Source organism: Streptomyces viridochromogenes DSM 40736, assembly GCF_000158955.1.
Taxonomy (GTDB): Bacteria; Actinomycetota; Actinomycetes; order Streptomycetales; family Streptomycetaceae; genus Streptomyces; species Streptomyces venetus.
Window position 1 is genome coordinate 7,348,521 of sequence record NZ_GG657757.1, and the last position, 24,860, is coordinate 7,373,380.

Consider the following 24,860-nt stretch of genomic DNA (forward strand, 5'->3'; position numbering starts at 1 on the left):
TCGGCGGCTGAACCGGAGGTGAGGGGGGAGGCCATGGTGCCGGTCCGGGTCACGGCGATCGCGAGTCTGACGCCGCTGGAGGAGCTGGACGACGACCCCGTTCCTGGTCGACTCCCGCAGTCAGCACGCGATGTGCGCCCGCTGGGCGGCCGAGCGCGGCTACGTGGTGAGCCGGGAGTTACTGGTCCGCGGACTGCGTCCCGACCACGGCGCGCTGTGGGACGGCGTCCGGCCCGGCCTCGACCTGTTCGTGGCGCCCAGCCGGCGGGTCCTGGAGAGCGCGCTCGCGTCCGTCGAGGAGTTCACCGCGGAGTGCGCACGGCGCGGAGTGCGGGTCGAGACGGTGGGGAGCGCGGAGCCGGCGTACGACGCGGCCATGAAGGCGTGCGTGCACCGCCGGCTCTCCATGCCGACGGCCGGCTACGACGGGCGCTGACGGCTCGCGTCCGGGTCGGGCACCGCAGCCCGGTACGGCCGTCCTGCTTGTGCACCGTCGTGGCGGGAAAGAGAGCGATCTCGACCGGAAATGACATGCGGGGACAGAAGGCGTCCCACCGGCGTTGAGACACTGTGAGCAGGAAGCCCGTGGTGACGGGCCGGGACGTGAGGTGGCTGGGCGTGCGGGGCGTGCGGTGGCGGCGGGTCGCCAGTCAGGTCGGGCGGAGCGTCGCCGTGTGGGCGGTCTGCACCGTCACCCTGCTCGTGCTCGCCGGGATCCTCCCGGACTTCCGGCTCCGCTCGGAGAACGGTGACAGCGCCACCGACATCGCCGTCACGGCGGCCTTCGGCGCCGGCGCCTTCGGTCTGCTGTCGGCCTTGGTGTGGCCGCTGCTCGTCCGGCTCCTGCTCCTCGTGCCGGCGCTCGTGCTCGGCCTGCTGGTGTTCTTCCTCAACGGCGCGCTGCTGCTGCTCGCCCTGCACCTCAACCCCGCCGAGCGCGGGGCCGCCGCCCCGGAGACCGCCGTCGTGGTCGCCGCCGTGATGTCCGCGGTGGCGTCCGCCACGGGCGCCGCCCTGGCCGTACGCGACGACGACGCCTACCGCCGCAGGCTGTACCGGCTCTCCGACCGCCGCCGCAGATCCCGACCGCCCAGCCCCGCCGCCGCCGGCACGGTCTTCCTGCAACTCGACGGCGTCGGCCACGACGTCCTGCTGGACGCTGTCGGCAAGGGCGCGATGCCCACCATCGCCCGCTGGCTCGACTTGGGCGACGGCGGCCGACCCACCCACCGGCTCACCCCCTGGCGCACCGACTGGTCCAGCCAGACCGGCGCGAGCCAGCTCGGCATCCTGCACGGCAGCAACCACGACGTCCCCGCCTTCCGCTGGTACGAGAAGGACTCCCGCGAGGTGGTGGTCTGCAACCGCCCGACCAGCGCCGCGGAACTCCAGCGCCGCGCCGTCGAACACGCGGGGCACGGCGGGCTGCTCACCCTCGACGGCGCCAGCCGGGGCAACCTGTTCAGCGGCGGCGCCGACGAACAGGCCCTCGTGCTGTCCATCGCCACCCGCCGCCGCAGTCGGGAGAACCGCTCCCGCGCGGGCTACTTCGCCTACTTCTCGGACCCGGCGAACGCCGTGCGCACGGCCCTGTCCTTCGTCGCCGAGGTCGGCCGCGAGATCGGCCAGTCCACCCGGGCCCGGCTGCGCAAGCAGCGCCCGCGCGTCTCCCGCGCCGGCCTCTACCCCTTCGTCCGGGCCTTCGCGACGGTCGTCGAGCGGGACGTCGTCGTCGCCTCCGTCATGGGCGACATGCTCGCCGGCCGCACCGCCGTCTACGCCGACCTCGTGGCCTACGACGAGGTCGCCCACCACTCCGGACCGGCGAGCCGCGACGCGCGGAAGGTCCTCGAACGCCTCGACCGTTCGCTCGCCCTGATCGAGAACGTCGCCGAGCACGCCCCGCGCCCGTACCGGATCGTCGTGCTGTCCGACCACGGCCAGAGCCCCGGGGAGACGTTCCGCTCCCGCTACGGGCTCACCCTCGGCGACCTGGTGCGGGCCGGCTGCGGACTGCACGTGCCGCGCCGGGCGGAGCGCACCCGCAGCGGGGCGGAGGCCCGCGTCGCCGTGCGCGCCGCGTTGCGCATACCGGTCGAGGAGGGCGGCGAGCGGCACCGCCCCGAACGCCGCCCGGAGCCGATCGTGCTGGCCTCCGGCAACCTCGGCCTGGTGTCCTTCCCGGACGTCACGCACCGGATGAGCAAGGAGGAGATCGACGCCCGCCACCCCGCGCTGCTGACGACCCTCGCCAACCACCCCGGCGTCGGCTTCCTGCTGGTGCGCAGCGAGCGGCACGGCGGTGTCGTCCTCGGCGCGTACGGCGCCGAGATCCCGCTGGCCGACCTCGACGACGACCCGGGCCCGCTCGCCCCGTTCGGGCCGGGCGCCGCCGACGTGGTGCGCCGCACGCACCTCTTCCCGCACACCGCCGACATCATGGTCAACTCCTTCCACGACCCGGCCGACGGCGAAGTCCTCGCCTTCGAGGAGCAGATCGGCTCCCACGGCGGTCTCGGCGGCGCACAGGGCAAACCGTTCCTGCTGTCGCCGCTCGCCCTCTCCGCGCCGGTCGACGGGGGGACGGAGCTCGCCGGCGCCGAACACGTCCACCAGGTGCTGCGCCGCTGGCTGCGCGAGTCCAACGGCCCCCAGGTGCCGCTGGAGAGCAGCGAGGAACGCGCCGCCTGAGACCCGGCCGCACCGGTGAAGGCCCGGTCTTCCGCGTGCGCCGAACCGGAGTGTGATCGGATGGGGGCACGGGACCCGGAGACGGGCCCACACGCGAGTCCGCACGCGAAAGGAAGAACCGTGGCTACCACGCGCTCCGCACACACCGTCTGGGAAGGCAATCTGCTCGAGGGCAACGGCGTTGTCACCTTCGACTCCTCCGGTGCCATCGGCGAGCAGCCGGTCACGTGGGCCTCGCGCGCCCAGGAGGCGAACGGGAAGACCAGCCCCGAGGAGCTGATCGCCGCCGCCCACTCCAGCTGCTTCTCCATGGCCTTCTCCAACATCCTCAACAAGGCCGGGACGCCGCCCACCAAGCTCGTCACCTCGGCCGACGTGTCCTTCCAGCCCGGCGAGGGCATCACCGGCATCCACCTCACCGTCGAGGGCACCGTCCCCGGCATCGACGAGGCGGCCTTCCTCGCCGCCGCCGACGAGGCCAAGGTCGGCTGCCCGGTCAGCCAGGCGCTCAAGGCCACGCCCATCACGCTGACCGCCAAGCTCGCCTGACCGGACCCACCCACGTCGCGCGGGCCGCCCACCAGGGCCGCCCGCGCGATGTCGTCGGTTCGCCACCCGCGCCCGGGGTATGAACCAGACGCTTTCGAACCGATGGGCCGGAAGGAACGCGATGCTGCCGGGAACGTCCACGAACGCGACGGTGCTCGACTCCGCCACCCGCGACCGGACCCGCGTCCTGCTGCTGTTCAGCCTCTCCGGCCGGCTGCGCCCCCGGGACACCGCCCTCGGCGCCCTCGTCGGCCGCTACGACTACGGCCGTTTCACCTCCCACCTGACGACCAGCCAGGACGTGCTCCCCGTACCGATGCTGGACGAACAGGTCGCGCCCCGGCGGCTGCGGCTGCCGCACGGTGACCACGGCCTCGGCCTCGCGTCCCTGCGGATCCTCGTCGTCACCACCCCGCGCGGCGACGCGACGCTGGTCGTGGACTGCGTCTTCGCGGGCGAGACCACGGCCGGCGACCTCGCCGCCTGGCTGGCCACGACCTGCTTCGACCGCGAGCGCATCGAACTCGACGACCGCCCGCTGCTGACGGCGCTGACCGCGCAGCTCGGCCGCCGGACGCTGACCCTCGGCCAGAACGTGCACCAGCTCGTCTTCCCCGGCGGCCGGTTACAGCGGGAGCTGCTCAGCGCCGACGAGGCCCGCAAGGCGGTCCTGCTCAACGAGATCGTCTACCGCGGCAGGATGCCCTGGAACCCCGCCACGCCCCACGACGCGAGCCTCGCGCCCCACCTCAGGAACCACGGCCTCACCCTGTCCGCCCTCGGCCGGGGCGTCTCCGTCCAGGCCGGCTGGGCCCCGCACGTGGAGAACGGCCTGATGCTCGTGGCCGTCGGCATGATCTCCGCCCTTGCCGCGCTCCAGCGCACCCGGCTCGCCGCCTTCGCGACGATGAAGGCGAACGAACAGGCCCTCACCGACTCGCCCACCGAGATCCGCTCCCTGATCTCCCGCCTCTCCGCGGGCGTCAACGAACTCCAACTGGACCTCGCCTTCGGCGTCGAGGCCTACGTCGACAGCCTGCTGATCCCCGAGATGGTCATGGAGGCCTTCCAGTCCTCGCTGCGCGACGCCCTGGGCATCCGCGACAGCATCGAGAACTCCGCCCGCATGGTCGAGCGCCTGACCTCGGTGATCAGCGCCCGCTCCGCCGCCCTGGACGCCGAACTCGCCGAGCGCGACGACCGCCGCGACCGCACCGTCTCCGGTCTCGTCGCCGCCGCCACCCTGATCGCCCTGCCGCCGACCCTGCTGCTGGCCTTCTTCGGCGTGAACGGCACGAACGTCGACGACCACCGCTCCATCCTCGACCTGCGGGCCTACGGCACGGCCTACGCGCTGGCCTGGCTGCCCTTCGTCGTCCTCGTGGTGATCGGCTACGTCCTGCTCAGACGGGTCAGCACCCGCTCCGGCTCGCTGCTGCCGGTGCCCGACGACGCCCTGCCCGTACCGCCCCCGCGCGCGCCCTCCGGGAGCCCCCGACCATGACGCCACGCCCCGCCGTCTCCGCCCACCGGGGCGGCTCCGAGCGCGCCGAGGCGGCCACCTGGGAGGCGTACAAGGACGCGCTGGAGTCCGGCGCGGAGTACGTCGAGTTCGACATCCGCCGCACCGCGGACGGTGTCCTCGTCGTCTACCACGACCCCCGGGCCGGGCACACCGGGCCGCCGCTGTCCACGCTCACGCACGCGGAGCTGAGCGAGCGGGCCGGATACGACGTGCCGGTCGTGGACGACGTCATGGCGCTGATCGCCGGGAGGCTGGTGGCCCACCTGGACCTGAAGGAGATCGGCTACGAGCGCGAGGTGATCGACCGGGCGGTCGCCCTGCTCGGCACCGACGGTCTGGTCGTGACCACGCTGGAGGACCGTTCCGTCGCCGCCGTGACCCGGGCCTTCCCCGGGGTGCGCACCGCCCTGTCCCTGGGGCGCGACCGCAGGGAACTGGCGCCGGCCCGGCTGCCCGGGACCCGGCTGAGCGAGCTGTTCCCGGCCCGCCGCATCCGCGCCTGCGGGGCCCACGGCGTCGCCGTGCACCAGCGGCTGGCCAGGACCAACGTGCTGCGGGAGGCGACCCGGCACGGCCTGTTCACCATGGTGTGGACGGTCAACGACGACACCCTGATGCGCGCCTTCCTCGCCCACCCGCGCGTGGACGTGCTCGTCACCGACCGGCCCCGGCGCGCGGTGGCGCTGCGCGGGCCGATCACCCCTTCGCGGCATTGACAACGGCCCACTCAAGTTTTGTGCTGGAGAGTGTGGAGAGCCGCCCTGGCGGAAGGGGACAGCGATGGGACGAGCGGTCGGGATCGACCTCGGAACCACGAACTCGGTGGTCGCCGTGCTGGAGGGCGGCGAGCCCACCGTCATCGCCAACGCGGAGGGGGCCAGGACCACACCCTCGGTCGTGGCGTTCGCCAAGAACGGCGAGGTGCTGGTCGGGGAGGTCGCCAAACGGCAGGCCGTGACGAACGTGGAGCGCACCGCCCGCTCGGTCAAGCGCCACATGGGTGACGCGCACTGGCGCTTCCCCGAGCACGGCGACATCGACGGCACCAGCTACCGGGCGCAGGAGCTGTCCGCGCGGGTGCTGCAGAAGCTGAAGCGGGACGCGGAGTCCTACCTCGGCGAGGACGTCACCGACGCGGTGATCACCGTCCCCGCGTACTTCGACGACAGCCAGCGGCAGGCGACCAAGGAGGCCGGGGAGATCGCCGGCCTGAAGGTGCTGCGGATCATCAACGAGCCGACGGCCGCCGCCCTCGCCTACGGGCTGGACAAGGAGAACGACCAGACGGTCCTCGTCTTCGACCTCGGCGGCGGCACCTTCGACGTGTCGCTGCTGGAGATGGGCGAGGGCGTCATCGAGGTGAAGGCCACCAACGGCGACACCCACCTCGGCGGCGACGACTGGGACCAGCGGATCGTCGAGTACCTCGTCAAGCGGTTCAAGGGCCAGTACGGCGTCGACCTCGGCAACGACAAGATGGCCGTGCAGCGGCTGCGCGAGGGAGCCGAGAAGGCCAAGATCGAGCTGTCCAGCTCCACCGAGACGACGATCAACCTGCCCTACATCACGGCCTCCGCCGAAGGCCCGCTGCACCTCGACGAGAAGCTGACCCGGGCCCAGTTCCAGGAGCTGACCCAGGACCTGCTCGACCGCTGCAAGAAGCCCTTCCACCAGGCCGTCGAGGACGCCGGTGTGAAGCTGTCCGCGATCGACCACGTGATCCTCGTCGGCGGCTCGACACGGATGCCCGCGGTGACCGACCTGGTCAAGGAACTCACCGGCAAGGAACCGCACAAGGGCGTCAACCCCGACGAGGTCGTGGCCGTCGGCGCCGCCCTCCAGGCGGGCGTCATCCGCGGCGACGTCAAGGACGTGCTGCTGCTCGACGTCACCCCGCTGTCCCTGGGCATCGAGACCAAGGGCGGCATCATGACCAAGCTCATCGAGCGCAACACCACCATCCCGACCCGGCGTTCGGAGATCTTCACCACGGCGGCCGACAACCAGCCCTCGGTCGGCATCCAGGTCTACCAGGGCGAACGGGAGATCGCCGCCTACAACAAGAAGCTCGGCGTCTTCGACCTGACGGGCCTGCCGCCGGCCCCGCGCGGGGTCCCGCAGATCGAGGTGGCCTTCGACATCGACGCCAACGGCATCATGCACGTCTCCGCCAAGGACATGGCGACCGGCCGCGAACAGAAGATGACCGTCACCGGCGGCTCGGCCCTGCCCAAGGACGACATCGACCGCATGATGCGGGAGGCCGAACAGTACGCGGAGGAGGACCGGCAACGCCGCGAGGCCGCCGAGACCCGCAACCAGGCCGAGCAACTCGTCTACCAGACCGAGAACTTCCTCCGGGAGAACGGCGACCGGATCCCGGCCGACACGAAGTCCCAGGTCGAGTCGGCCGTCACGGAACTGAAGCAGCAGCTCGAACAGCAGGCGGACACCTCGACGTTGCGCGCCGGCGTCGAGAAACTCGCCTCGGTCAGCCAGCAGATGGGCCAGGCGATGTACGCCCAGTCCCAGCCTCAGCAGCCCCCCACCGAGGAGACCCCCGGCACCCCGCAGGACGAGGAGGGCGTGGTCGACGCGGAGATCGTGGACGAGGAGAAGGACCAGCGGGACGAGAAGGGCGGCGCCGCCTAGCCCGTGGCCGGGCCGGCCGGCAGGGTCGCGTGCACGGCCTCGACGACGGACGCGTACGGAGTGCCGCAGCCGGCCAGCCGGGAGCCGAGCCGCTCCAGTTCGGCGCGGTGCTCCGTCAGCACGTCGGTGTTGCCGGTGCGGGCCGCCAGCTCCAGTACGGCGGGCAGGAAGTCGGGCAGCTCCCCGCCGGTGAGCTCCAGGCCGTGGGAGCTGTACAGCTCCTGGAAGTGCTCCCGCGAGATCCCGCGCCAGTGGCTCAGGTACAGGCTGTTGCCTTCGGTGCTCTCGAAGACCTGAAGGTAGTGGGCGGCCAGCTCACCCGGCGGGGTGGCGGCCGCGTGGTCGGCGAACTCCCGCAGCTGCGGGGCGGCTTCGCGCAGCAGCGGCAGCCGGGCACGGAAGTCGTCACCGGGGTACGTCAGGCACAGCGCGGCCGCCTGGTACAGCAGCTCGAAGCCGGGCATCAGGCCTCCTTGCGTGCGCTCCCTTGCCGACGAGGCTAGAGGCGTGCCGGGCAGCGCACCCGCCGGCTACGCCCGAACGGGTCGCTCAGTAGCTGTCGCGGTACTCCCGCAGCAGGACCTCGGTGCGCTGCGTCGACGCGGCGCCCGCCGTCATGTGGTCGAGGACCTCCAGATGCGTGGAGACCTCCTTGCGGGAGTCGAGGTAGAGCGCGCCGGTCAGGTACTCGGTGAAGACCATGTCGGGCAGTTCGGGCTCGGCGAAGCGGAACAGCGAGAACGGCGCGTACGTCCCGGGGTGCGGACCGTCCTTGAACTCGGCGACCTGGAGGGTGACGCGGTCCCGCGCGGAGTACTCCAGCAGCTTGTCCAGCTGGTCGCGCATCACCTGCCCGTCGGCGCTCACCGGGCGGCGCAGCACCGTCTCGTCCATGATCACCCACAGGTGCGGCGGGTCCGGGCGCTCCAGCAGCCGCTGCCGTTCCATCCGCAGCGACACATGCCGCTCCACGGCCTCGGGGCCAAAGTTCCCGATGGTGCCCGCCTCCAGGACGGCACGCGCGTACCCCTCGCTCTGGAGCAGCCCCGGCACGAAGTGCGGTTCGTACGAACGGATGATCCGCGCGGCGCCCTCCAGGCTGACGTACAGGCTGAACCACTCCGGCAGCACGTCGTGGAACCGCTGCCACCAGCCCGGCCGGTTCGCCTCCTCGGCGAGGTCGACGAACGCGGTCACCTCGTCGTCTGCCACGCCGTACGCCGTCAGCAGGATCTGCACGTACGGGATCTTCAGCGCGACATCGGCCGTCTCCATCCGCCGGACGGTCGCCGGCGCGACGCGCAGCACCCGGGCGGCCTCGTCACGGCTGAGGCCCGCCGCCTCGCGCAGCTCCTGGAGCCGCTTGCCCAGCACCACCTGGCCCACGGTGGGTGCGGCCCGCCGTTCACTCACGCCACGCCTCCCCAACGCCCCCGAGCCTGCGCTCAGTCTGTCACGTACGGCTCACAGTCTCCCAGGGCCGACGGTGAGGAGATGGCGGGAACCGACCGGCGCCGGGTCATTACCCCGGGGGTAATCGACCGGGCGCGGCCGGGACGGGATCGTGGAGCCACCGGGGACCGGGCCGGCGCACTCCGGTCCGGCCCCCGGCCCGCTCCCGCACCACCCCGGCCGCGTCGCATCCCGCGACCGCCCCCAGCCGCCGCACCACGACCCCGACGGAGGGTGATCCACCATGTCCGCGACCCAGCTCGCCGCGCTCGCCCGTACCTCCGCGCCGCAGTCGACGCTGCGCCGTTTCCTCGCCCTGGACGCCGCGGTGACCGGCGCCAACGCCCTCGCCTACCTCACGCTCCCCGGTCCGCTCGGCCGTTTCCTCGGCGTCGACCCCGCGCTGCTGCTCGCACTGGGTGCCTTCCTCGCCGCCTACGCGGCGGGCGTGGCCCTGCTGGCCGCCCGGCCGGCGCCGCCGGCACCCGGTGTGCGGACCGTCGTGGAGGCCAACCTCGCCTGGGCGGTGGCGAGCATCGCGGCCCTGGCGCTGTGGCTCACACCGAGCACGGCGGGCGCCGTGTGGACGGTGCTCCAGGCCCTCACCGTGGCCGGGTTCGCCGTCCTCCAGCACACGGCCCTGAAGGCCCGTCAGGGCAGCAGCGTCTGAAGGTGCTTGACCGTCGCCGGGTCGGCCGGGAGCAGCGTCTCGATGGCCAGCTCGGCGACGGTCACGTCCATCGGCGTGTTGAACGTGGAGATCGAGGAGATGAACGACAGCGTCCGCCCCTCGTGCTCGATCCGCAGCGGCAGCGCGACGTACGGCACCGCGTCCGAGGGCTCCTCAGGACCGGTTCCCGGCTCCTCCTCCGGCACCGGATACGCCGCGACCTCCTCGTACAGGGCCCGCAGCGGCGCGGAGCGGTGCAGCGCGATCTGCCGCTCCATCTGTTCCAGCAGGTGACCGCGCCAGGCGCGCAGGTTGCGGATGCGAGGTGCGAGGCCCTTCGGGTGCAGGGCGAGCCGCATCGCGTTCAGCGGCGGCTCGAGCAGCGACTCGCAGACACCGTCGACCAGCGTCATGATCCCCCGGTTGGCCGCCACGACGTCGTACACCGCGTCCACCACCAGCGCCGGATACGGTTCGTAGCCGCTGATCAGCCGCTCGATGCCGTCCCTCAGCGCGCCCAGCGCCGGGTCGTCCAGCGGCGTCTCCGGGTAGCGCGGGGCGTAACCGGCCGCGAGCAGCAGCGCGTTGCGCTCCCGCACGGGAACGTCCAGGTGCTCGGCGAGTCGCAGCACCATCTCCTCGCTGGGCCGGGAGCGGCCGGTCTCGACGAAGCTGATGTGCCGGGCCGAGGAGTCCGCGCGCAGGGCCAGCTCCAGCTGGCTGACCCGCCGCTGCTCGCGCCAGGCCCGCAGCAGCGGTCCCACGCCCTTCCCGGCGGTGGACGGGTGAGTGGTCATGCCGGGACCGTAGTCGAGAACCGGTCGTCCCGGACAGGCACACCCTTCTGACCAGGGCCCCGGGCCGCTCGCTGTGGCAGGCTGAGGGCAGGACCGAGGACACCGCCGCAAGGGAAGGAGCGCAGCCCATGCCCGTCGAACCGCTGTCGCAGAAGGAGATCGAGGACCGGCTGGCCGAACTGCCGGGCTGGTCGCTCGACGAGGGCCGCCTCGCCCGCTCCTACCGGCTCGGCTCGCACGTCGCGGCGACCGCGATGGTCGTGCACATCGCCCAGGTCCAGGAGGAGCTGAACCACCACTCCGACCTCACACTGGGCTACAACACCGTCGCCCTGTCCGTCCACACGCACAGCGCGGGCGGCACCGTCACCGAGAAGGACTTCGAGCTCGCCCGCAGGGTGGAGGACCTGGCCCCCGGGCACGGGGCACACTGACCGGGTGCTCGACTACGACAAGGAAGCGGAGCGGTACGACGCCTCGCGCGGCGGTGAGCCCAGGGCGGCCGCCGCCGCGGAAGCGGTGCTGAGCCTCGTGCCGCCGGACACCCGCAGCCTGCTCGACGTGGCCTGCGGCACCGGCATCGTGACCCGCAGGCTCGCCGCCGCGCGCGGCGGCATGCGGGTGACCGGCGTGGACATCGCCCGGGCGATGGCCCGGCAGGCCGCGGCCAGGCTGCCCGGTGCCGTGCTGCTCGCCGACAGCCGGCGGCTGCCCTTCCGGGACGACGCGTTCGACGTCGTCAGCAGCGTGTGGCTGCTGCATCTGGCCGCCGGCCCCGCCGACGTCCGGGCCATCGTCGGCGAGTGCGCCCGGGTGCTGCGGCCCGGCGGGGTCTACGTCACCACCGTCGACAAGGCCGCCTCCCACAACGTGGGCAGTGACATCGATGTCGTCCTGGCGTCCCGCCCGCCGAGCCCGGTCCGGGACGCGGCGGCGGACGTCGAGCGCTTCGCCGCCGGACACGGCCTGGTTCCGGCCGGGCAGGCCCGCTTCCGGGGCCACGGCCAGGGCCGCAGCCCGCGCCGCACGGTCGCGGACCTCAGACGGGGCTGGTTCGTCACGCTGCCGCCCGGCGACCCGCTCGCCGACGGCTTCGCCACCCGGCTGGCCGAACTCCCCGACCAGGACCGTCCACGCCCGGACCCGGTGTTCAGCCTGCGGTCGTTCCGCAAGCCCGGCTGAACCGCGCGGTCCGGCCGTGTCGGCCGGTGGCGGTGAACCGTCGGAACAACACGGCAACTCCCGCGCCACCGGCGGCGACCACGGACGGAACCCCCCATTCTCCCAGGAGGTCCGTCCGTGAAGCACCCGTACAGGCACCGCAGACGCCGAGTGCTCCTCCCGGTGGCCGCGACCGCGGCGGCGACACCGCCCAGGCCGCCACCGCCCGGCAGGTCGAGAAGCTCGACCGGGGCGTGGTCAGCTTCTTCATCGGCGACGCCATGCCGACGGCTCCCCGCCCCACCGTCTACACCCCGTGAGACACCGGTGGGTGCGCACCCCGGGGGAGCGCGCACTCACCGGCCACGACGAAGGCCCCGTCAGGCGACCGTGCAGCTCCGGTCGCCCAGCCTGAACGCGGCCGGTTCGGTGTTCGTGCCCGTCCGGTTCGCCGTGAAGCCGAAGCCCACCGACGAGCCCGCCGCCACGCCCGCGTTCCAGCCGACGTTCTTCGCCGTCACCGTCGAACCCGACTGCGCGGCCTCGGCGTTCCACGCCTGGGTGAGTTTCTGGCCGTCGGCGAAGGTCCAGGCGAGCGACCAGCCGTTCCAGGCGCCGGTGCCCGTGTTGGTGATCTGTACGTCCGCCTGGAAGCCGCCCGACCACTGGCTGGTGACCTTGTAGGTCACCTTGCAGGCGCCGGTCGGAGTCGGATCGGGGCCCGGCCCGGGACCCGGATCCGTGGAGCCGCCGTCGGAACTGTCGCCGTAGATGACGCCACGGCCGTTCGTCGACACATAGACACGGCCGTACACCCTCGGGTCGCCGGTGATGGCCGCGCCCGTCCAGCCCCACTGGTGGGCGTCGTCGTTGACGCGGGTCCAGCTCGCGCCCTTGTCCGTCGAGCGGAAGATGCCCCGGACGCCGCCGATCTTCGCACTGGTGTAGAGCGTCTGATAGGAGGCGCCGGGTGCCGCCTTGCCGAAGCCGACGGTGTCGGCCTGCTCGACGTTCGACAGCTTCGCGAAACTCGTGCCGCCGTCGGTCGAGTGCCACAGGCCGTACGCCCCGTCGCTCGCGCCGCCCGCCAGCCACACGTCGCCCTTCCCGCCGGGCAGCGCCTTGAAGCGGACGCTGTCACCGCCGGGCAGCCCGGTCGCCGGTGACTCCTTGAACGTCGCCCCGCCGTCCGTACTGATGTAGAACTTCGCGGACTTGAAGCCGTAGAAGGTCTTCGGGTCGACGCGGTCCGACTCGACGAGGGCCCCGGCGGGAATCCCACCGGACGCCTGCCACGACGTGCCGAAGCCGGTCGCGTGGTGCACACCGGCGCCCTGCGGGCTCCACACGAACCGGCTGCCGTCGGCCGCCGCGGCGACCGTGCCGCCGCCGCTCACGCCCGAGGGGTCGCTCCCGGCGAACCAGTTGGCGCCGTTGTCCGTGGAGAACGCGATGTGCGGGCCCGCGTCGAGGTTGCCGACCCGCACGAACGTGTTCGGGTTCGACTCGGCGAAGTCCAGGCTCGTGGTCGTCGTGAAGGTGGGCTGCGTGAACATCATCGACGGCACCTTGGCCAGATCGGTGTGCCGGAAGCCGCCGACGTCGCCGAGCGCGCTCAGCAGCGGGGCGCCCGACGGGGGAGAGGCCAGGTCGTTGACCGCCGTCTCCTCCAGCCCCCGCACCATCGGCCTGACGGTGAACTTGCCTCCGCCGTCCCAGTTCGTGAGGTTCTCGGTGCCGTAGATCGTCGCGCCCGTCCCGTACATCATGCGGGCGGAGTCGAAAGGGTCGATCTCCAGGGACTCCGTCATCCATCCGAACTTCGGGGTCTGCTCGGGCGGTTGCGGGTTCGCGCCCCAGGTGAGCCACGGCGACGACGAGACGTCCATCGTGTAACGGTTCTCCCGGTTCGGGTACGACGTGTAGTCCCATGCCTTCGTCCAGGTCGCGCCGCTGTCCGTGGAGCGGAAGATCTGCGTGTCGGGCCACCAGGCGCTGTACGCGGTCGCCATCACCGTGCCCGGCCTCTGCCGGTCCACCGTCAGCCCGCTGAAGCCGTAGAACGTGTCGGCCTCCGCCACCGGGCTGATGTTCGTCCACGTGCCGCTCCCGGTCGCGTACCGCCACAGCCGGCCCTTGCCGCCGTCGTACGGGCCGCCCTTGTCGCTGTAGGCGAGGTACAGATAGCCGTTCTTCGCGTCCAGGACGCCCTTGTGGGCGAGATGGCCGGTGGGCTGGCCGGCCAGCCGCTGCCAGGTCGCGCCCGCGTCCGTCGAGCGGTACACCGCGTTGTCCTGGTCGGCGACCCCGACGTAGATCGTCTTCGTGGCGCTGCCCGAGGTGCCCGTGGACTCGTCGAACGTCACCCACACGATGCCCTGGTTGTCGGAGGCGTAGCCGGAGGTGTCGCTCGGGTCCTGCGCGTAGGTGCCGACGTTGGGGAAGTTCGTGACCTGCGACCAGGTGACCCCCGAGTCCGTCGACCGCCACAGCCCCTTGCCGCTGGGCGCGCCGAGGTACAGCACGCTGTTCCGGTTCGGATCGACCGCCAGCCGCTCACCCATGCCCCGCCCCGGCATGTTGCCGCCCAGCTTGAACGGCAGGTTCGCCTTCTGCCAGCTCGCGCCCCGGTTGGCGGACCGCATGACCGCGCCGTTCTTCGGGTCCCAGCTGTTGGTGTAGGTACCGACGGCCGCGTACACCTTGTTCGGATCGACGGAGTCGGACGCGATGCTGACGACACCCGTGTGCCCCCAGTCGTCCCACCCGACCGAGTCGAGCAACGGCGTCCAGGTCTTCGACGACTGCTGCCAGCGATAGGCACCGCCGATGTCGGTGCGGGCGTAGACGAGGTTCTTCTCACTGCGGTTGAAGACGATGCCCGGGACAAAACCGCCCCCGTCGATCCGGGCGTTCTTCCAGGTGTAGGTGTCGGCGGTGATCTTCGCCGACGGCGGATCGGCGGCCAGTGCGGTGGGGGCGCCCGACAACAGCTCGGCCGCCAGCGCGAGTACGGCGGTGAGGATGCGGGTTCTTCGCACGGTGGGGGTCCTTCCGTGAGGGGAACGTGCGAGGGCCGGGCGGCTCCCAGTGCGGGTGGGGACCGCCCGGCCGTGGTGGCCCCGCGTCAGGTGCAGGGCCAAGTACGCAGAGCTTCGGACGCACCTGTTTGTGTCTTGGGGGCGCGGGGCTGCATCGATATGCGGCTCCGCCGCGTGCGCGCGCCCAGCCACAGCCGGGCCCGCAGCCGAAGTACCCGCCCCACCCGCGGAGCGCCCGGCGGGGACTATTCGAGAAGCTCCGCGTACGAACCCATGGCCAAGGCGATGTCCGCCTGAGCCCAGAACCGGTGATACGTGAACGACGGGACAGCCCCACCGGTCAGATAACTCTCGATCTTCGACCAGGCGGGATCGTCCTCGTAGAAGGACCGGATCGAGTCGAACGTCGACGACGAGTTGATCGCGTCACCGTTCGGCATCGTCCCCGTCCAGCCACTCGGGATGGACACCTTGTCGTCGAACCGGTTGTAGTCCGCCCGGGTCTCCGGAACGGCGATCCCGAGAGCGTCCTGGTGGTTGTCCCACATCCCGTCGAGCAGCTTCTTCGCGGCCGCCGCGGCCTCCGTGTCACCGGAGCGGTCGGCGTAGTACGTCAGGGTCTTGGCGTACGAGGCCGCCACACCGACGTCGTTCGTGTAGTCGGCGACGGTGACGTGCAGTCCGCTGTTGGTGCCCGGGCTTGAGGCGTTCCAGGTGTCGGGCTGGCCCGACCACTGCAGCGTCGACGGAATCCGGAACGTGCCGTCCGGGTTGAACGTGGTCTTGGACAGCGCCCAGTCGACCCACTTGTCGAGGACCGTCTTGGCCTGCGCGTTCCCCGTCTGCTGGTACAGCTCGGCGACCCGCTCCATGGACCACGCCTGGAAGCCGAACCACTGGTTGGACGGCGGGTCGTGGTAGACGGGCTTCTCGTCGTAGTACATGCCGTAGAACGTCGACTTCCCGGCGGGCGGGGTCGCGTACCGGCCCTGCCAGCTGTTGGTCGCACCGCCCGCGATGGCACCCTCGTTCGACTGCAGCCAGCGGTAGAACTCCAGCTGCCGGTCCATGGACTTGGCCCAGTCGGCCGCGCCCGTCGCCGACTTGGGCTTCAGCGGGGCGTAGCTGCTGAGCGCGTAGGCCGCCAGGGGGTTCTGGTAGCCGCCGTGGGCGTGGCTGGAGCCGATGCGCCAGGCCCAGCCGGCCGAGGTGTCGGTGGCGCCGCCCCAGGCGTAGTACCAGGACATCAGGTAGAACGAGGCGTCCTTGCCGGTGCCCGCCGGGCAGGCCGAGGGCCCGACACAGTTGCCGACCTTCTTGAAGTACTTGTCGTACATCGAGTAGCGCAGGTAGTCGCCCATCTTGGCCGCCTTGGCGACCGTCGCGGAGACGTCCCCGCCCTTGCCCTGCTCCTTCGCCCACAGGTCCGCCCAGTAGGCGGCCTGCACGGCCCGGGCGTCGGCGTCCGGGGCGTTGGTGAACTTCCACTGCTTGGCGTAGGAGGCGTCACCGGTGAACAGGTCCAGATAGCCGTTCCTGCCGCCGTACTTGAAGGCGTCACAGGTCGGCTGCGGCACCGTCTCCCACACGGACTCCTGCGCGCCGCGCTGGAAGGTGTTGATGTACGACGGGCCGGTGTCCGACGGGCCCGCCTCGCACTTGCCGGGCGCGTTGCCGTAGCCGTACACGTTGTCGACGTCCTGGAGCCAGTGCATGCCGTAGACGTCGTCCGTGCCGTACGCGCTCTTCAGCTCGGCCGCGATCGGGTCCCGGCCGACCGAGACACCGCTGTCGAGCTTGGCCGGGTACTCGTCGGGGGTGTCCAGCTCGGGCGCGTAGGTCGCCGGCTTGGAGGCGTTGTAGAAGGAGTTCGTCGGCTGGTCGGCGTGGGTGGGGATCATGTACTTCTCCATGAGGCCCCACGCGCCGTTGAACTTGGACCAGTCGCCGGTCACCTTGCCGTACATGGCCTGGAGCCACAGGAGGTAGCTGTACGCCTCCGAGGTGGTCTCGTGACCGTGGTCCGGCGCCTCGACGATCAGCGTCTCGACCGAGTGGTACGGGATGCCCTCGGGGGAGAAGTAGCCGTTCGCCGGGTTGGTGATCTTCCCGTACAGCTCCAGGAAGCGGGCGTCGTAGGTCTTCGCCGCCGCCAGCTGGGTGACGGTGACGGAGGCCTTGGCGTGGCCCGCGGCCGTCGACTCGAAGACCGCCGATCCGGTGCCGGAGCCCGCCGCCGAGACGGTCACCTTCTGCGCGGTGTTCCAGTTCTGCGGGGTGAAGGTGAGCGAGCCACCGGCCGAGACCGACAGGCCCGAGTTGCCGCTCGCGCGGGCCGACGTCACCGTCACGTTGGACGTCGGCTGCTTGGACAGCTTCACCTCGTACGTGCCCGACTCGCCTGACTGGACGCCCAGTTGGAGCGGGGAGGCGACGACGGTGGGACCGGAGGCGACCGTGATGCCGATGGGGGTGGAGTCGGCCGAGGCGCCCGTGCTGTCGTAGGCCTTCGCCACCAGGGAGTGACTGCCGACGGCCAGGTCGGAGACGGACAGCGCGTAGGGCGCGCTGGTGTCGGTGCCCAGCAGCCTGGTGTCGTCGTAGAACTCCACCTTGCTGATGGTGGCGTTGTCCGCGGCGGCGGCGGTGGCCGCCAGCGGGACGGCCGCGCCCTGGGTGTAGACGGCGCCCGCGGCAGGGCTGGTCAGCACGGTGATCGGCGGCTGGTGGGCGCCGGCGCAGACCGTGCCGTTGACCGAGAACGACGCCGGCGCGGTGTTGGTGCCGCTGTAGCTGAACTGGGCGCCGGTGGAGACGGCGGCGCCCGCGGCGACCCGTGCGTTGTGGGGGGCGTTCTTCACGGTGACGGTCTGGCCGGACTGCGACCAGGTGCCGTTCCAGCCGTTCCCCAGCTTCTGGTTGCCGGAGTAGGCGTACGTCAGCGTCCAGCCGTCGATGGCGTCCGTGCCGCGGTTGGTGAGGGTCAGGTCCGCGGTGAAGCCGGAGCCCCAGTCATTGGTCTTGTAATCGACACTGCACTGAAGTGCGGCCGCCTGCGCGGGAGTCGACCCTGAGGAGAGCATCGTCAACGGAAGCGCGAGAGCAGCGACGGCGGCGATCCACACGCGCCGCACCGCTCCGCGTCTCCGGGGTGGGGGATGCATGGTGCTGGTTCCTCCTTGCGGCTCGGAGAAGTCAAGGCTTGAACCAGTGGGAGCGCTCCCATCGTGGGGACGGGCGCGGAATCGGTCAAGGGCCTTGAAGAGTCGAAAAGATTCGACGCCTCGTGTTGAGCGAAAGTCAGCGACTCCCCTGTTCTTTGCCGACACTTGCCGCTACCTTCCTTGACACCAGTGGGAGCGATTCCATCAGTCGACGCGTCCGTCACGGCATGCCCGACCTGCAAGGAGTCGCCCGTGCGACACCCCTCGCGTTCAGTACTTGGAGCCGCCCCCGGCGCGGTCGTCCCCGGCTGCGCGAGCGCAGGTGCCGAGTTCCTCATGTCCTTGTCGGAGCACGTCCCGAACGGCTGACACCCCCACCACCGAAAGGGATCCCCGCACTCATGAGCCGCACGAGAACCGCGTTACTGGCCGCCATGGCCCTGGTCGCCGGAGCGACCGGCACCGCGTTCGCCGTCGACCCGGGAGGGGTCGGCACCGCCGCCGTCCCCTGCACCGTCGACTACAAGATCCAGAACCAGTGGAGCACCGGCTTCACCGCCGCCGTGACCATCACCAACAACAGTGCCGCCAAGTCCTCCTGGTCGCTGAAGTGGTCCTACGCCGGCGACCAGAAGGTCACCAGCGGGTGGAACGCCAAGCTGAGCCAGAGCGGTGCCGCGGTCACCGCGGCCAACGAGAGTTACAACGCCCAGCTCGCGACCGGCGGTTCGGTCAGCTTCGGCTTCCAGGGCAGCTACAGCGGAAGCAACGCCGTCCCGGCCACCTTCACCCTCGACGGTGTGACCTGCAACGTCGACGACGGAGGCAACCCGGGACCGACCGACCCGCCGGACCCCGGCGGGCCGTCCAACCGGGTCGACAACCCCTACGCCGGTGCCAAGGTGTACGTGAACCCGGAGTGGTCCGCCAATGCCGCCGCCGAGCCGGGCGGCAGCCGCGTCTCCAACCAGCCGACCGGCGTCTGGCTGGACCGGATCGCCGCCATCAACGGCGCCGGCGGCAAGATGGGCCTGCGTGCCCACCTCGACGAGGCGCTGCGCCAGAAGGGCTCCGGCGAGCTGGTCGTCCAGCTCGTCATCTACAACCTGCCCGGCCGTGACTGCTCCGCCCTCGCCTCCAACGGCGAGCTGAAGCCCGACGAGATCGGCCGCTACAAGACGGAGTACATCGACCCGATCAAGGCGATCCTCGCCGACTCGAAGTACTCCTCGCTGCGGATCGTCACCACGGTCGAGATCGACTCGCTGCCGAACCTCGTCACCAACGCCGGCAGTCGCCCCACGGCCGTCCCGCAGTGCGACGTGATGAAGGCCAACGGCAACTACGTCAAGGGTGTCGGTTACGCGCTGAACAAGCTCGGCGACGTGCCGAACGTCTACAACTACGTCGACGCCGGCCACCACGGCTGGATCGGCTGGGACGACAACTTCGGTCCCTCCGCGACCCTGTTCAAGGAGGCGGCCACCGCCGAGGGCGCGACCGTCAACGACGTCCACGGCTTCATCACCAACACCGCGAACTACAGCGCCCTGAAGGAGAACAACTTCACCATCAACGACAACGTGGCCGGCAAGTCCGTCCGCGAGTCGAAGTGGGTCGACTGGAACCGCTACGTCGACGAGCTGTCCTTCGCCCAGGGCTTCCGCAACCAGCTGGTCTCGGCCGGCTTCAACTCCGGCATCGGCATGCTGATCGACACCTCCCGCAACGGCTGGGGCGGCGCCGCCCGGCCCACCGGCCCCGGTGCGCAGACCTCAGTCGACACTTATGTCGACGGCGGCCGTTACGACCGCCGCATCCACCCCGGCAACTGGTGCAACCAGTCCGGAGCCGGCCTCGGCGAGCGCCCGAAGGCTGCTCCGGCCGCCGGGATCGACGCGTACGTGTGGATGAAGCCCCCGGGCGAGTCCGACGGGTCGAGCAAGGCGATCCCGAACGACGAGGGCAAGGGCTTCGACCGCATGTGCGACCCGACCTACGAAGGCAACCCGCGCAACAACAACCACATGTCCGGGGCCCTGCCGGACGCGCCGCTGTCCGGGCAGTGGTTCTCCGCCCAGTTCCGGCAGCTGATGCAGAACGCGTACCCGCCGCTGTCCTGAGCGGCTGACACCCCGTCCCCACGGGATCCGCCGGGGCTCCGGCCCCGGCGGATTTTGCGGGAGCGGCAACAGTGGTGGCTCTTCCCGGTGCGTCGGCGCAGGCTGACGGCATCCGAGCGAGAGGCTGACCACCATGGCGCACGACCACGACCAGGGCCACAAGCACGACCAGGACCAGGGCCACAAGCACGACCACGGTCACCAACACGATCACGGCCACCAGCACGGCCACACGGACCTCGACTGGGCCGAGATGGGCCCGATGCTGGAGTCCCAGGCGGAGCTGTTCGCGCCCTTGTACGAGCGGGCTCTGGGCTGGCTGGCGCAGGAGGTGACCGCACCCGGGCTGATCGTCGACGCGGGCAGCGGGCCCGGGGTGGTGTCGTGTCTGTTCGCCGAGACGTTCCCGGCCGCGCGGATCGTGGCCGTGGACGGCTCCGCGCCGCTGCTGGAGCGGGCCAGGGCACGGGCCGAGCGGCAGGGCGTCGGCGACCGCTTCAGCACGATCGCCGGTGAACTGCCCGAAGTGCTGGACGAGTTGGACTACCCTGCCGACCTGCTCTGGGCGAGCCGCAGCCTGCATCACCTGGGTGACCAGCGGGCCGCGCTCGCCGCCTTCGCGGCCCGGCTGGCGCCCGGCGGGACCCTGGCCCTGGTGGAGGGGGGACTGCCCCGGCGGTTCCTGCCCCGTGACATCGGCATCGGCCGGCCCGGCCTCCAGGCGCGGTTCGACGCGCTGGAGGCGGAGTGGTTCACGCGGATGCGGCACGAACTGCCGGGGCATGTGGCGGAGACGGAGAACTGGCCGGGCCTGCTGGCCGCGGTGGGGCTGAAGCCGGCCAGGACGCACAGCTTCCTCCTGGACCTTCCCGCACCCGTCTCGGACCGGGCCCGCGCCTATGTCGCCGCGTCCCTGACGCACATGCGCGAGAGGATCCCGGACGGGTTCGAGGCCGAGGACCTCGCGACCCTCGACCGGCTCCTCGATCCCGACGACGAGGCGAGTGTGCACCGGCGCCCGGACCTGTTCGTCCTGGAGGCCCACACCGTGCACACTGCCGTGCGGGCGGTGTAGCCCGGATGTCTTGACTTCGAGAGCGCTCCAACTGGTGGACTCCCCGGCATGGCACATCCGACCGCATCACAGGGGGAATTCATGTCCGAGTCTCGGGTCGCGCTCATCACCGGCGGCGGCAGCGGAATCGGGGCCGCGGTCGCGCGGCAGTTGCTGCACGCCGGGCACCGGGTAGCCGTCACGGGGCGCGGGGAGGAGCGGCTGCGGGGGTTCGCCGAGGAGCTCGGCCGTCCCGGGGAGTTGCTGACGTTCGTGGGGGACACCGCGGTGTACGACGATGTCCGGGCCGCGGTCGATGCGACGGTGAAGGCCTTCGGCCGGCTGGACACGGTCGTCGCCAACGCCGGTTTCGCGACGCACGACACGGTGGCGGAGGGGGATCCGGCCGGCTGGACCGACATGGTGCTGACGAACGTCCTCGGTCCGGCGCTGCTGATACGGGCGTCCATCGACGCGCTGAAGGAGACCCGTGGGCGGATCGTGCTGGTCGGTAGCGTCGCCGGGTTCGTGCACGGGCCGGGCAACATCTACGGGGCCACGAAGTGGGCGGTGACGGGGCTGGCCGAGAACACGCGGCGGCAGGTGACCGAGTGGGGGGTGGGGGTGACGCTGGTGGCGCCCGGGCGGGTGGAGACGCCGTTCTGGGACTCCTACGGGAGTCTTCCGCCGGGGCATCTGCTGACCGCCGAGCAGATCGCGGACTCGGTCGTCTGGGCGTTGGGGCAGCCGGAGGGAGTCGACGTCAACACGGTGGTGGTGCGGCCCGTCGGGCAGCCTGTGTGACAGGGGCCGGGGGAGTCCGCAGCCCGGCGGTGCGGGCTGCCGCTGCGCCCACTTGTGCCGCCCCTGGCGGCACGACTGCCCGCAGCTCCATGGCGAGCTGCGGGCAGTCGTGGCGGAACGTCACGCTCCGTCGAACGTCGCCGGGTCCGGGCCCAGGCGGCGGTCCTCGTTGAGGGCGCTGATGGCCGCGAGGTCCTCGGTGTCCAGGCTGAAGTCGAAGACCTCGATGTTCTCCTTGATCCGGGACGGCGTCACGGACTTCGGGATCACCACGTTGCCCAGCTGGATGTGCCAGCGCAGCACGACCTGGGCGGGGGTGCGGTTGTGCTTCCGGGCGATGGCCACGATCGCCGGGACCTCCAGCAGGCCCTTGCCCTGGCCTAGCGGGGACCAGGCCTCCGTGGCGATGCCCTGCTCCGCGTGGTACTCGCGGGCGGCGTTCTGCTGGAGGTGCGGGTGCAGCTCGATCTGGTTCACGGCCGGGATGACCGACGTCTCGCCGATCAGCCGCTCCAGGTGCTCGGGAAGGAAGTTGGAGACACCGATGGCCCGGATCCGGCCGTCGGCGTGCAGCTTCTCGAACGCCTTGTAGGTGTCGACGTAGGTACCCCGGGCCGGCATCGGCCAGTGGATGAGGTACAGGTCGACGAAGTCCAGGCCGAGCTTCTCCAGCGACGTGTCGAAGGCGCGCAGCGTGGAGTCGTACCCCTGGTCGGCGTTCCAGAGCTTGGTGGTGACGAAGAGCTCCTCGCGGGGGAGGCCGGACGCGGCGATGGCCTTGCCGGTGCCCTCCTCGTTGCCGTAGATCGCCGCTGTGTCGATGCTGCGGTACCCGGCCTCCAGCGCCGTCGTCACGGCGGACTCGGCCTCGTCGTCCGGCACCTGCCAGACGCCGAAGCCCAGTTGGGGCATCTCGACGCCGTTGTTCAGGATGATCGGGGGGACCTTGCTCACGAGCTCTCGATCCTTCGGTTTGTGGTCAGATGTGCTCCCATCGTCAACGATCACGAGCCGTGATGCATTCCTGACGGGAGAATTCAGACGTACAAATCCCCTGATACCTGGCATTCACGCCCGGTACAGCGCCTCGACCTCGTTCTCGTACGCCTTTTCGATCGCCTTGCGCTTCAGCTTCAGGGACGGGGTCAGCAACCCGTGCTCCTCGGTGAACGGCTGGGCCAGGATGCGGAAGGTGCGGATCGACTCGGCCTGTGAGACGAGGGTGTTGGCCGCGACCACCGCGCGCCGCACCTCCGTCTCCAGATCCGCGTCGCGCACCAGCTCGACCGGTGACAGCTGCGGCTTGCCCCGCATCGCCAGCCAGTGCTCCACGGCCTCCTGGTCCAGGGTCACCAGCGCGGCGATGTACGGGCGGTCGTTGCCGACGAGGATGCACTGATTGACCAGGGGATGGTCACGGACACGTTCCTCCAGCACACCGGGAGAAACGCTCTTGCCGCCGGATGTGACCAGGATCTCCTTCTTGCGGCCGGTGATGGTGAGGAAGCCGTCCTCGTCCAGCGTGCCGAGGTCGCCGGTGGCGAGCCAGCCGTCGTGCAGGGTGGCGTCGGTGGCCTTCTGGTTGTTGAGGTACCCCTGGAAGACGTTCTCGCCATGCAGCCAGATCTCGCCGTCGTCCGCGATGTGCACGGTCATTCCCGGGATGGGCTGGCCGACCGTGCCGAAGCGGGTGCGTCCGGGCGGATTGGCGGTCGCTGCGGCCGTGGACTCCGTCAGGCCGTAGCCCTCGTAGATGTGCACGCCCGCCCCGGCGAAGAACAGCCCGAGCCGCCGGTCCATCGCCGAGCCGCCCGACATGGCGTGCCGGATGCGGCCGCCCATCGCGGCGCGGATCTTGGTGTAGACGAGCTTGTCGAACAGCTGGTGCTGCATGCGCAGACCGGCGGAGGGGCCGGGTCCGACGCCCCAGGCCTTCGCCTCGATCGCGTCCGCGTACTTGATGGCGATGTCCACGGCCTTCTCGAAGGGACCGGAGCGCCCTTCCTTCTCGGCCTTGCGGCGTGCCGCGTTGAACACCTTCTCGAAGATGTACGGCACGGCCAGGAAGAACGTCGGCTTGAACGCGGCGAGGTCGGGCAGCAGGGCCGACGCGTTCAGCTGCGGCTGGTGGCCGAACTTCACCCCGCCGCGTATCGCCGCGACCTGGACCATCCGCCCGAAGACGTGGGCGAGCGGCAGGAACAGCAGCGTCGCGGCCTCGTCGCCCCGCTTGGAGTGGAACACCGGCTCCCAGCGCTCGATGACGGTGTCCGCCTCGTACATGAAGTTGCCGTGCGAGATGACACAGCCCTTGGGGCGGCCGGTGGTGCCCGAGGTGTAGATGATCGTGGCGACCGAGTCGGGGGTGACGGCCTGCCGGTGGCGGTGCACCACCTCGTCGTCGAGATGGGCCCCGGCGTCGTACAGCTCGTGCAGGGCGCCCGCGTCGAGCTGCCACAGGCGCCGCAGCTGCGGCAGCCGGTCGATGACCGTGGCGATCGTCATCGCGTGGTCCTCGTGCTCCACGATCGCGGCCGTCACCTCGGCGTCGTACAGCATCCAGAAACACTGCTCGGCCGAGGAGGTCGGGTAGACCGGCACGACCTGGGCGCCGATCGTCCACAGCGCGTAGTCGAACAGCGTCCACTCGTAGCGCGTCCGGGACATGATCGCGACCCGGTCGCCGAACCGGATGCCGCTCGCCAGCAGGCCCTTGGCCAGGGCGAGGACCTCGTCACGGAACTCGGCGGCGGTGACGTCCCGCCAGTGCCCCGTCTCGTCCTTGCGGCCCAGCGCGATGTGCAGCGGCTCTTCCCGGGCATGCTCGAAGACCACGTCGGCCAGACCGCCCACCGGAGGTGCCAACGCCAACGGAGGGTTGGTGAACTCGCGCAAACCCCGCTCCCCGCTCCTCAGCGCTTTTGTTGAGTGACGCTCCGCACAGCGCCGTGAAAGCTACCCCAAGGGACCTGGGCGCGGCAGGGGGGTCGGAGGTGAGCGGAACTCTCGTCGGCGCTGGTCAGCGAGGGAAAAAGCGCTCACAGGGGGAAGGGTCGGACAGAATCCTGACGGTTGCGTAAGTTTCGGTGCCGTAATCTCCACCGAATCTGTACGACTCCAGGCGCGGCGCGGGGCGGCGCGAGAGTGGTCTCTTCTGTCAGCGCGGCGGCGGCGGAT

19 protein-coding genes and 1 pseudogene are annotated in these 24,860 nt (G+C 71.0%); 13 read left to right on the plus strand and 7 right to left on the minus strand.

The genetic code is table 11. The annotated features are described in order from the left end of the window. The first annotated feature begins 33 nt into the window (after positions 1 to 33). From SSQG_RS32200 to dnaK, 6 genes and pseudogenes are all read left to right on the plus strand, one after another. A pseudogene (locus SSQG_RS32200) lies at positions 34 to 436 on the plus strand (hypothetical protein). A 182-nt stretch (positions 437 to 618) separates the two neighbouring features. Continuing rightward, on the plus strand, positions 619 to 2,691 hold the full coding sequence (locus SSQG_RS32205) for a phage holin family protein (RefSeq protein ID WP_039935581.1): 2,073 nt from the start codon (positions 619 to 621) through the stop codon (positions 2,689 to 2,691). A gap of 120 nt (positions 2,692 to 2,811) precedes the next feature. Continuing rightward, on the plus strand, positions 2,812 to 3,240 hold the full coding sequence (locus SSQG_RS32210) for an OsmC family peroxiredoxin (protein WP_003994146.1): 429 nt from the start codon (positions 2,812 to 2,814) through the stop codon (positions 3,238 to 3,240). A 121-nt stretch (positions 3,241 to 3,361) separates the two neighbouring features. Then, positions 3,362 to 4,744, plus strand: a complete 1,383-nt coding sequence (locus SSQG_RS32215; protein WP_003994147.1) for a hypothetical protein — start codon at positions 3,362 to 3,364, stop codon at positions 4,742 to 4,744. Continuing rightward, positions 4,741 to 5,481, plus strand: a complete 741-nt coding sequence (locus tag SSQG_RS32220; RefSeq protein ID WP_003994148.1) for a glycerophosphodiester phosphodiesterase family protein — start codon at positions 4,741 to 4,743, stop codon at positions 5,479 to 5,481. Before SSQG_RS32215 ends, SSQG_RS32220 begins: the two co-directional genes overlap by 4 nt. Before the next feature lie 64 nt (positions 5,482 to 5,545). After that, positions 5,546 to 7,417, plus strand: coding sequence for a molecular chaperone DnaK (gene dnaK / locus SSQG_RS32225; RefSeq protein WP_003994149.1), 1,872 nt, complete (start codon positions 5,546 to 5,548; stop codon positions 7,415 to 7,417). Here dnaK and SSQG_RS32230 read toward each other — a convergent pair. Continuing rightward, positions 7,414 to 7,881, minus strand: coding sequence for a nitrate reductase molybdenum cofactor assembly chaperone (locus tag SSQG_RS32230; protein ID WP_039934105.1), 468 nt, complete (start codon positions 7,879 to 7,881; stop codon positions 7,414 to 7,416). The two genes, dnaK and SSQG_RS32230, sit on opposite strands and share 4 nt — an antisense overlap. 85 nt (positions 7,882 to 7,966) lie before the next feature. Next, the gene (locus SSQG_RS32235) at positions 7,967 to 8,830 is read right to left on the minus strand and encodes a helix-turn-helix domain-containing protein (RefSeq protein WP_003994151.1); all 864 of its coding nucleotides are present in this window, start codon (positions 8,828 to 8,830) and stop codon (positions 7,967 to 7,969) included. Between the two features lie 283 nt (positions 8,831 to 9,113). Here SSQG_RS32235 and SSQG_RS32240 point away from each other — a divergent pair, with 283 nt between their 5' ends. Next, on the plus strand, positions 9,114 to 9,539 hold the full coding sequence (locus SSQG_RS32240; RefSeq protein ID WP_003994152.1) for a hypothetical protein: 426 nt from the start codon (positions 9,114 to 9,116) through the stop codon (positions 9,537 to 9,539). On the opposite strand, the gene SSQG_RS32245 is transcribed toward SSQG_RS32240, so the two are convergent. Further along, complete coding sequence (locus SSQG_RS32245) at positions 9,521 to 10,336, minus strand: helix-turn-helix domain-containing protein (protein ID WP_003994153.1); 816 nt, start codon at positions 10,334 to 10,336, stop codon at positions 9,521 to 9,523. The genes SSQG_RS32240 and SSQG_RS32245 overlap by 19 nt on opposite strands. A gap of 128 nt (positions 10,337 to 10,464) precedes the next feature. Here SSQG_RS32245 and SSQG_RS32250 point away from each other — a divergent pair, with 128 nt between their 5' ends. From SSQG_RS32250 to SSQG_RS41565, 3 genes are read left to right on the plus strand one after another with little or no spacing between them, the layout of a single operon-like run. Further along, complete coding sequence (locus tag SSQG_RS32250) at positions 10,465 to 10,770, plus strand: 4a-hydroxytetrahydrobiopterin dehydratase (RefSeq protein ID WP_003994154.1); 306 nt, start codon at positions 10,465 to 10,467, stop codon at positions 10,768 to 10,770. Between the two features lie 4 nt (positions 10,771 to 10,774). Next, the gene (locus tag SSQG_RS32255) at positions 10,775 to 11,518 is read left to right on the plus strand and encodes a class I SAM-dependent methyltransferase (RefSeq protein ID WP_003994155.1); all 744 of its coding nucleotides are present in this window, start codon (positions 10,775 to 10,777) and stop codon (positions 11,516 to 11,518) included. A 26-nt stretch (positions 11,519 to 11,544) separates the two neighbouring features. Further along, positions 11,545 to 11,817 (plus strand): hypothetical protein, encoded by a 273-nt coding sequence (locus SSQG_RS41565; RefSeq protein ID WP_003994156.1) that lies wholly within the window; start codon positions 11,545 to 11,547, stop codon positions 11,815 to 11,817. A gap of 60 nt (positions 11,818 to 11,877) precedes the next feature. On the opposite strand, the gene SSQG_RS32260 is transcribed toward SSQG_RS41565, so the two are convergent. After that, positions 11,878 to 14,538 (minus strand): cellulose binding domain-containing protein, encoded by a 2,661-nt coding sequence (locus SSQG_RS32260; protein ID WP_003994157.1) that lies wholly within the window; start codon positions 14,536 to 14,538, stop codon positions 11,878 to 11,880. A 245-nt stretch (positions 14,539 to 14,783) separates the two neighbouring features. Further along, the gene (locus SSQG_RS32265; RefSeq protein ID WP_003994158.1) at positions 14,784 to 17,702 is read right to left on the minus strand and encodes a glycoside hydrolase family 48 protein; all 2,919 of its coding nucleotides are present in this window, start codon (positions 17,700 to 17,702) and stop codon (positions 14,784 to 14,786) included. 401 nt (positions 17,703 to 18,103) lie between these two features. On the opposite strand from SSQG_RS32265, the gene SSQG_RS32270 reads away from it, so the two are divergent. From SSQG_RS32270 to SSQG_RS32280, 3 genes are all read left to right on the plus strand, one after another. Beyond that, entirely contained in the window at positions 18,104 to 19,825 is a 1,722-nt protein-coding gene (locus tag SSQG_RS32270) for a glycoside hydrolase family 6 protein (RefSeq protein ID WP_003994159.1), read from the plus strand. Positions 19,826 to 19,958: 133 nt separating this feature from the next. Continuing rightward, the gene (locus tag SSQG_RS32275) at positions 19,959 to 20,900 is read left to right on the plus strand and encodes a class I SAM-dependent methyltransferase (protein WP_003994161.1); all 942 of its coding nucleotides are present in this window, start codon (positions 19,959 to 19,961) and stop codon (positions 20,898 to 20,900) included. Positions 20,901 to 20,981: 81 nt separating this feature from the next. After that, complete coding sequence (locus SSQG_RS32280) at positions 20,982 to 21,683, plus strand: SDR family oxidoreductase (protein ID WP_003994162.1); 702 nt, start codon at positions 20,982 to 20,984, stop codon at positions 21,681 to 21,683. Between the two features lie 120 nt (positions 21,684 to 21,803). On the opposite strand, the gene SSQG_RS32285 is transcribed toward SSQG_RS32280, so the two are convergent. Further along, a complete protein-coding gene (locus SSQG_RS32285) occupies positions 21,804 to 22,595 on the minus strand; it encodes an aldo/keto reductase (protein WP_052310488.1) in 792 nt (263 codons plus the stop codon). 156 nt (positions 22,596 to 22,751) lie between these two features. Continuing rightward, on the minus strand, positions 22,752 to 24,578 hold the full coding sequence (locus tag SSQG_RS32290; protein WP_003994164.1) for an AMP-dependent synthetase/ligase: 1,827 nt from the start codon (positions 24,576 to 24,578) through the stop codon (positions 22,752 to 22,754). Positions 24,579 to 24,860: the final 282 nt, after the last annotated feature.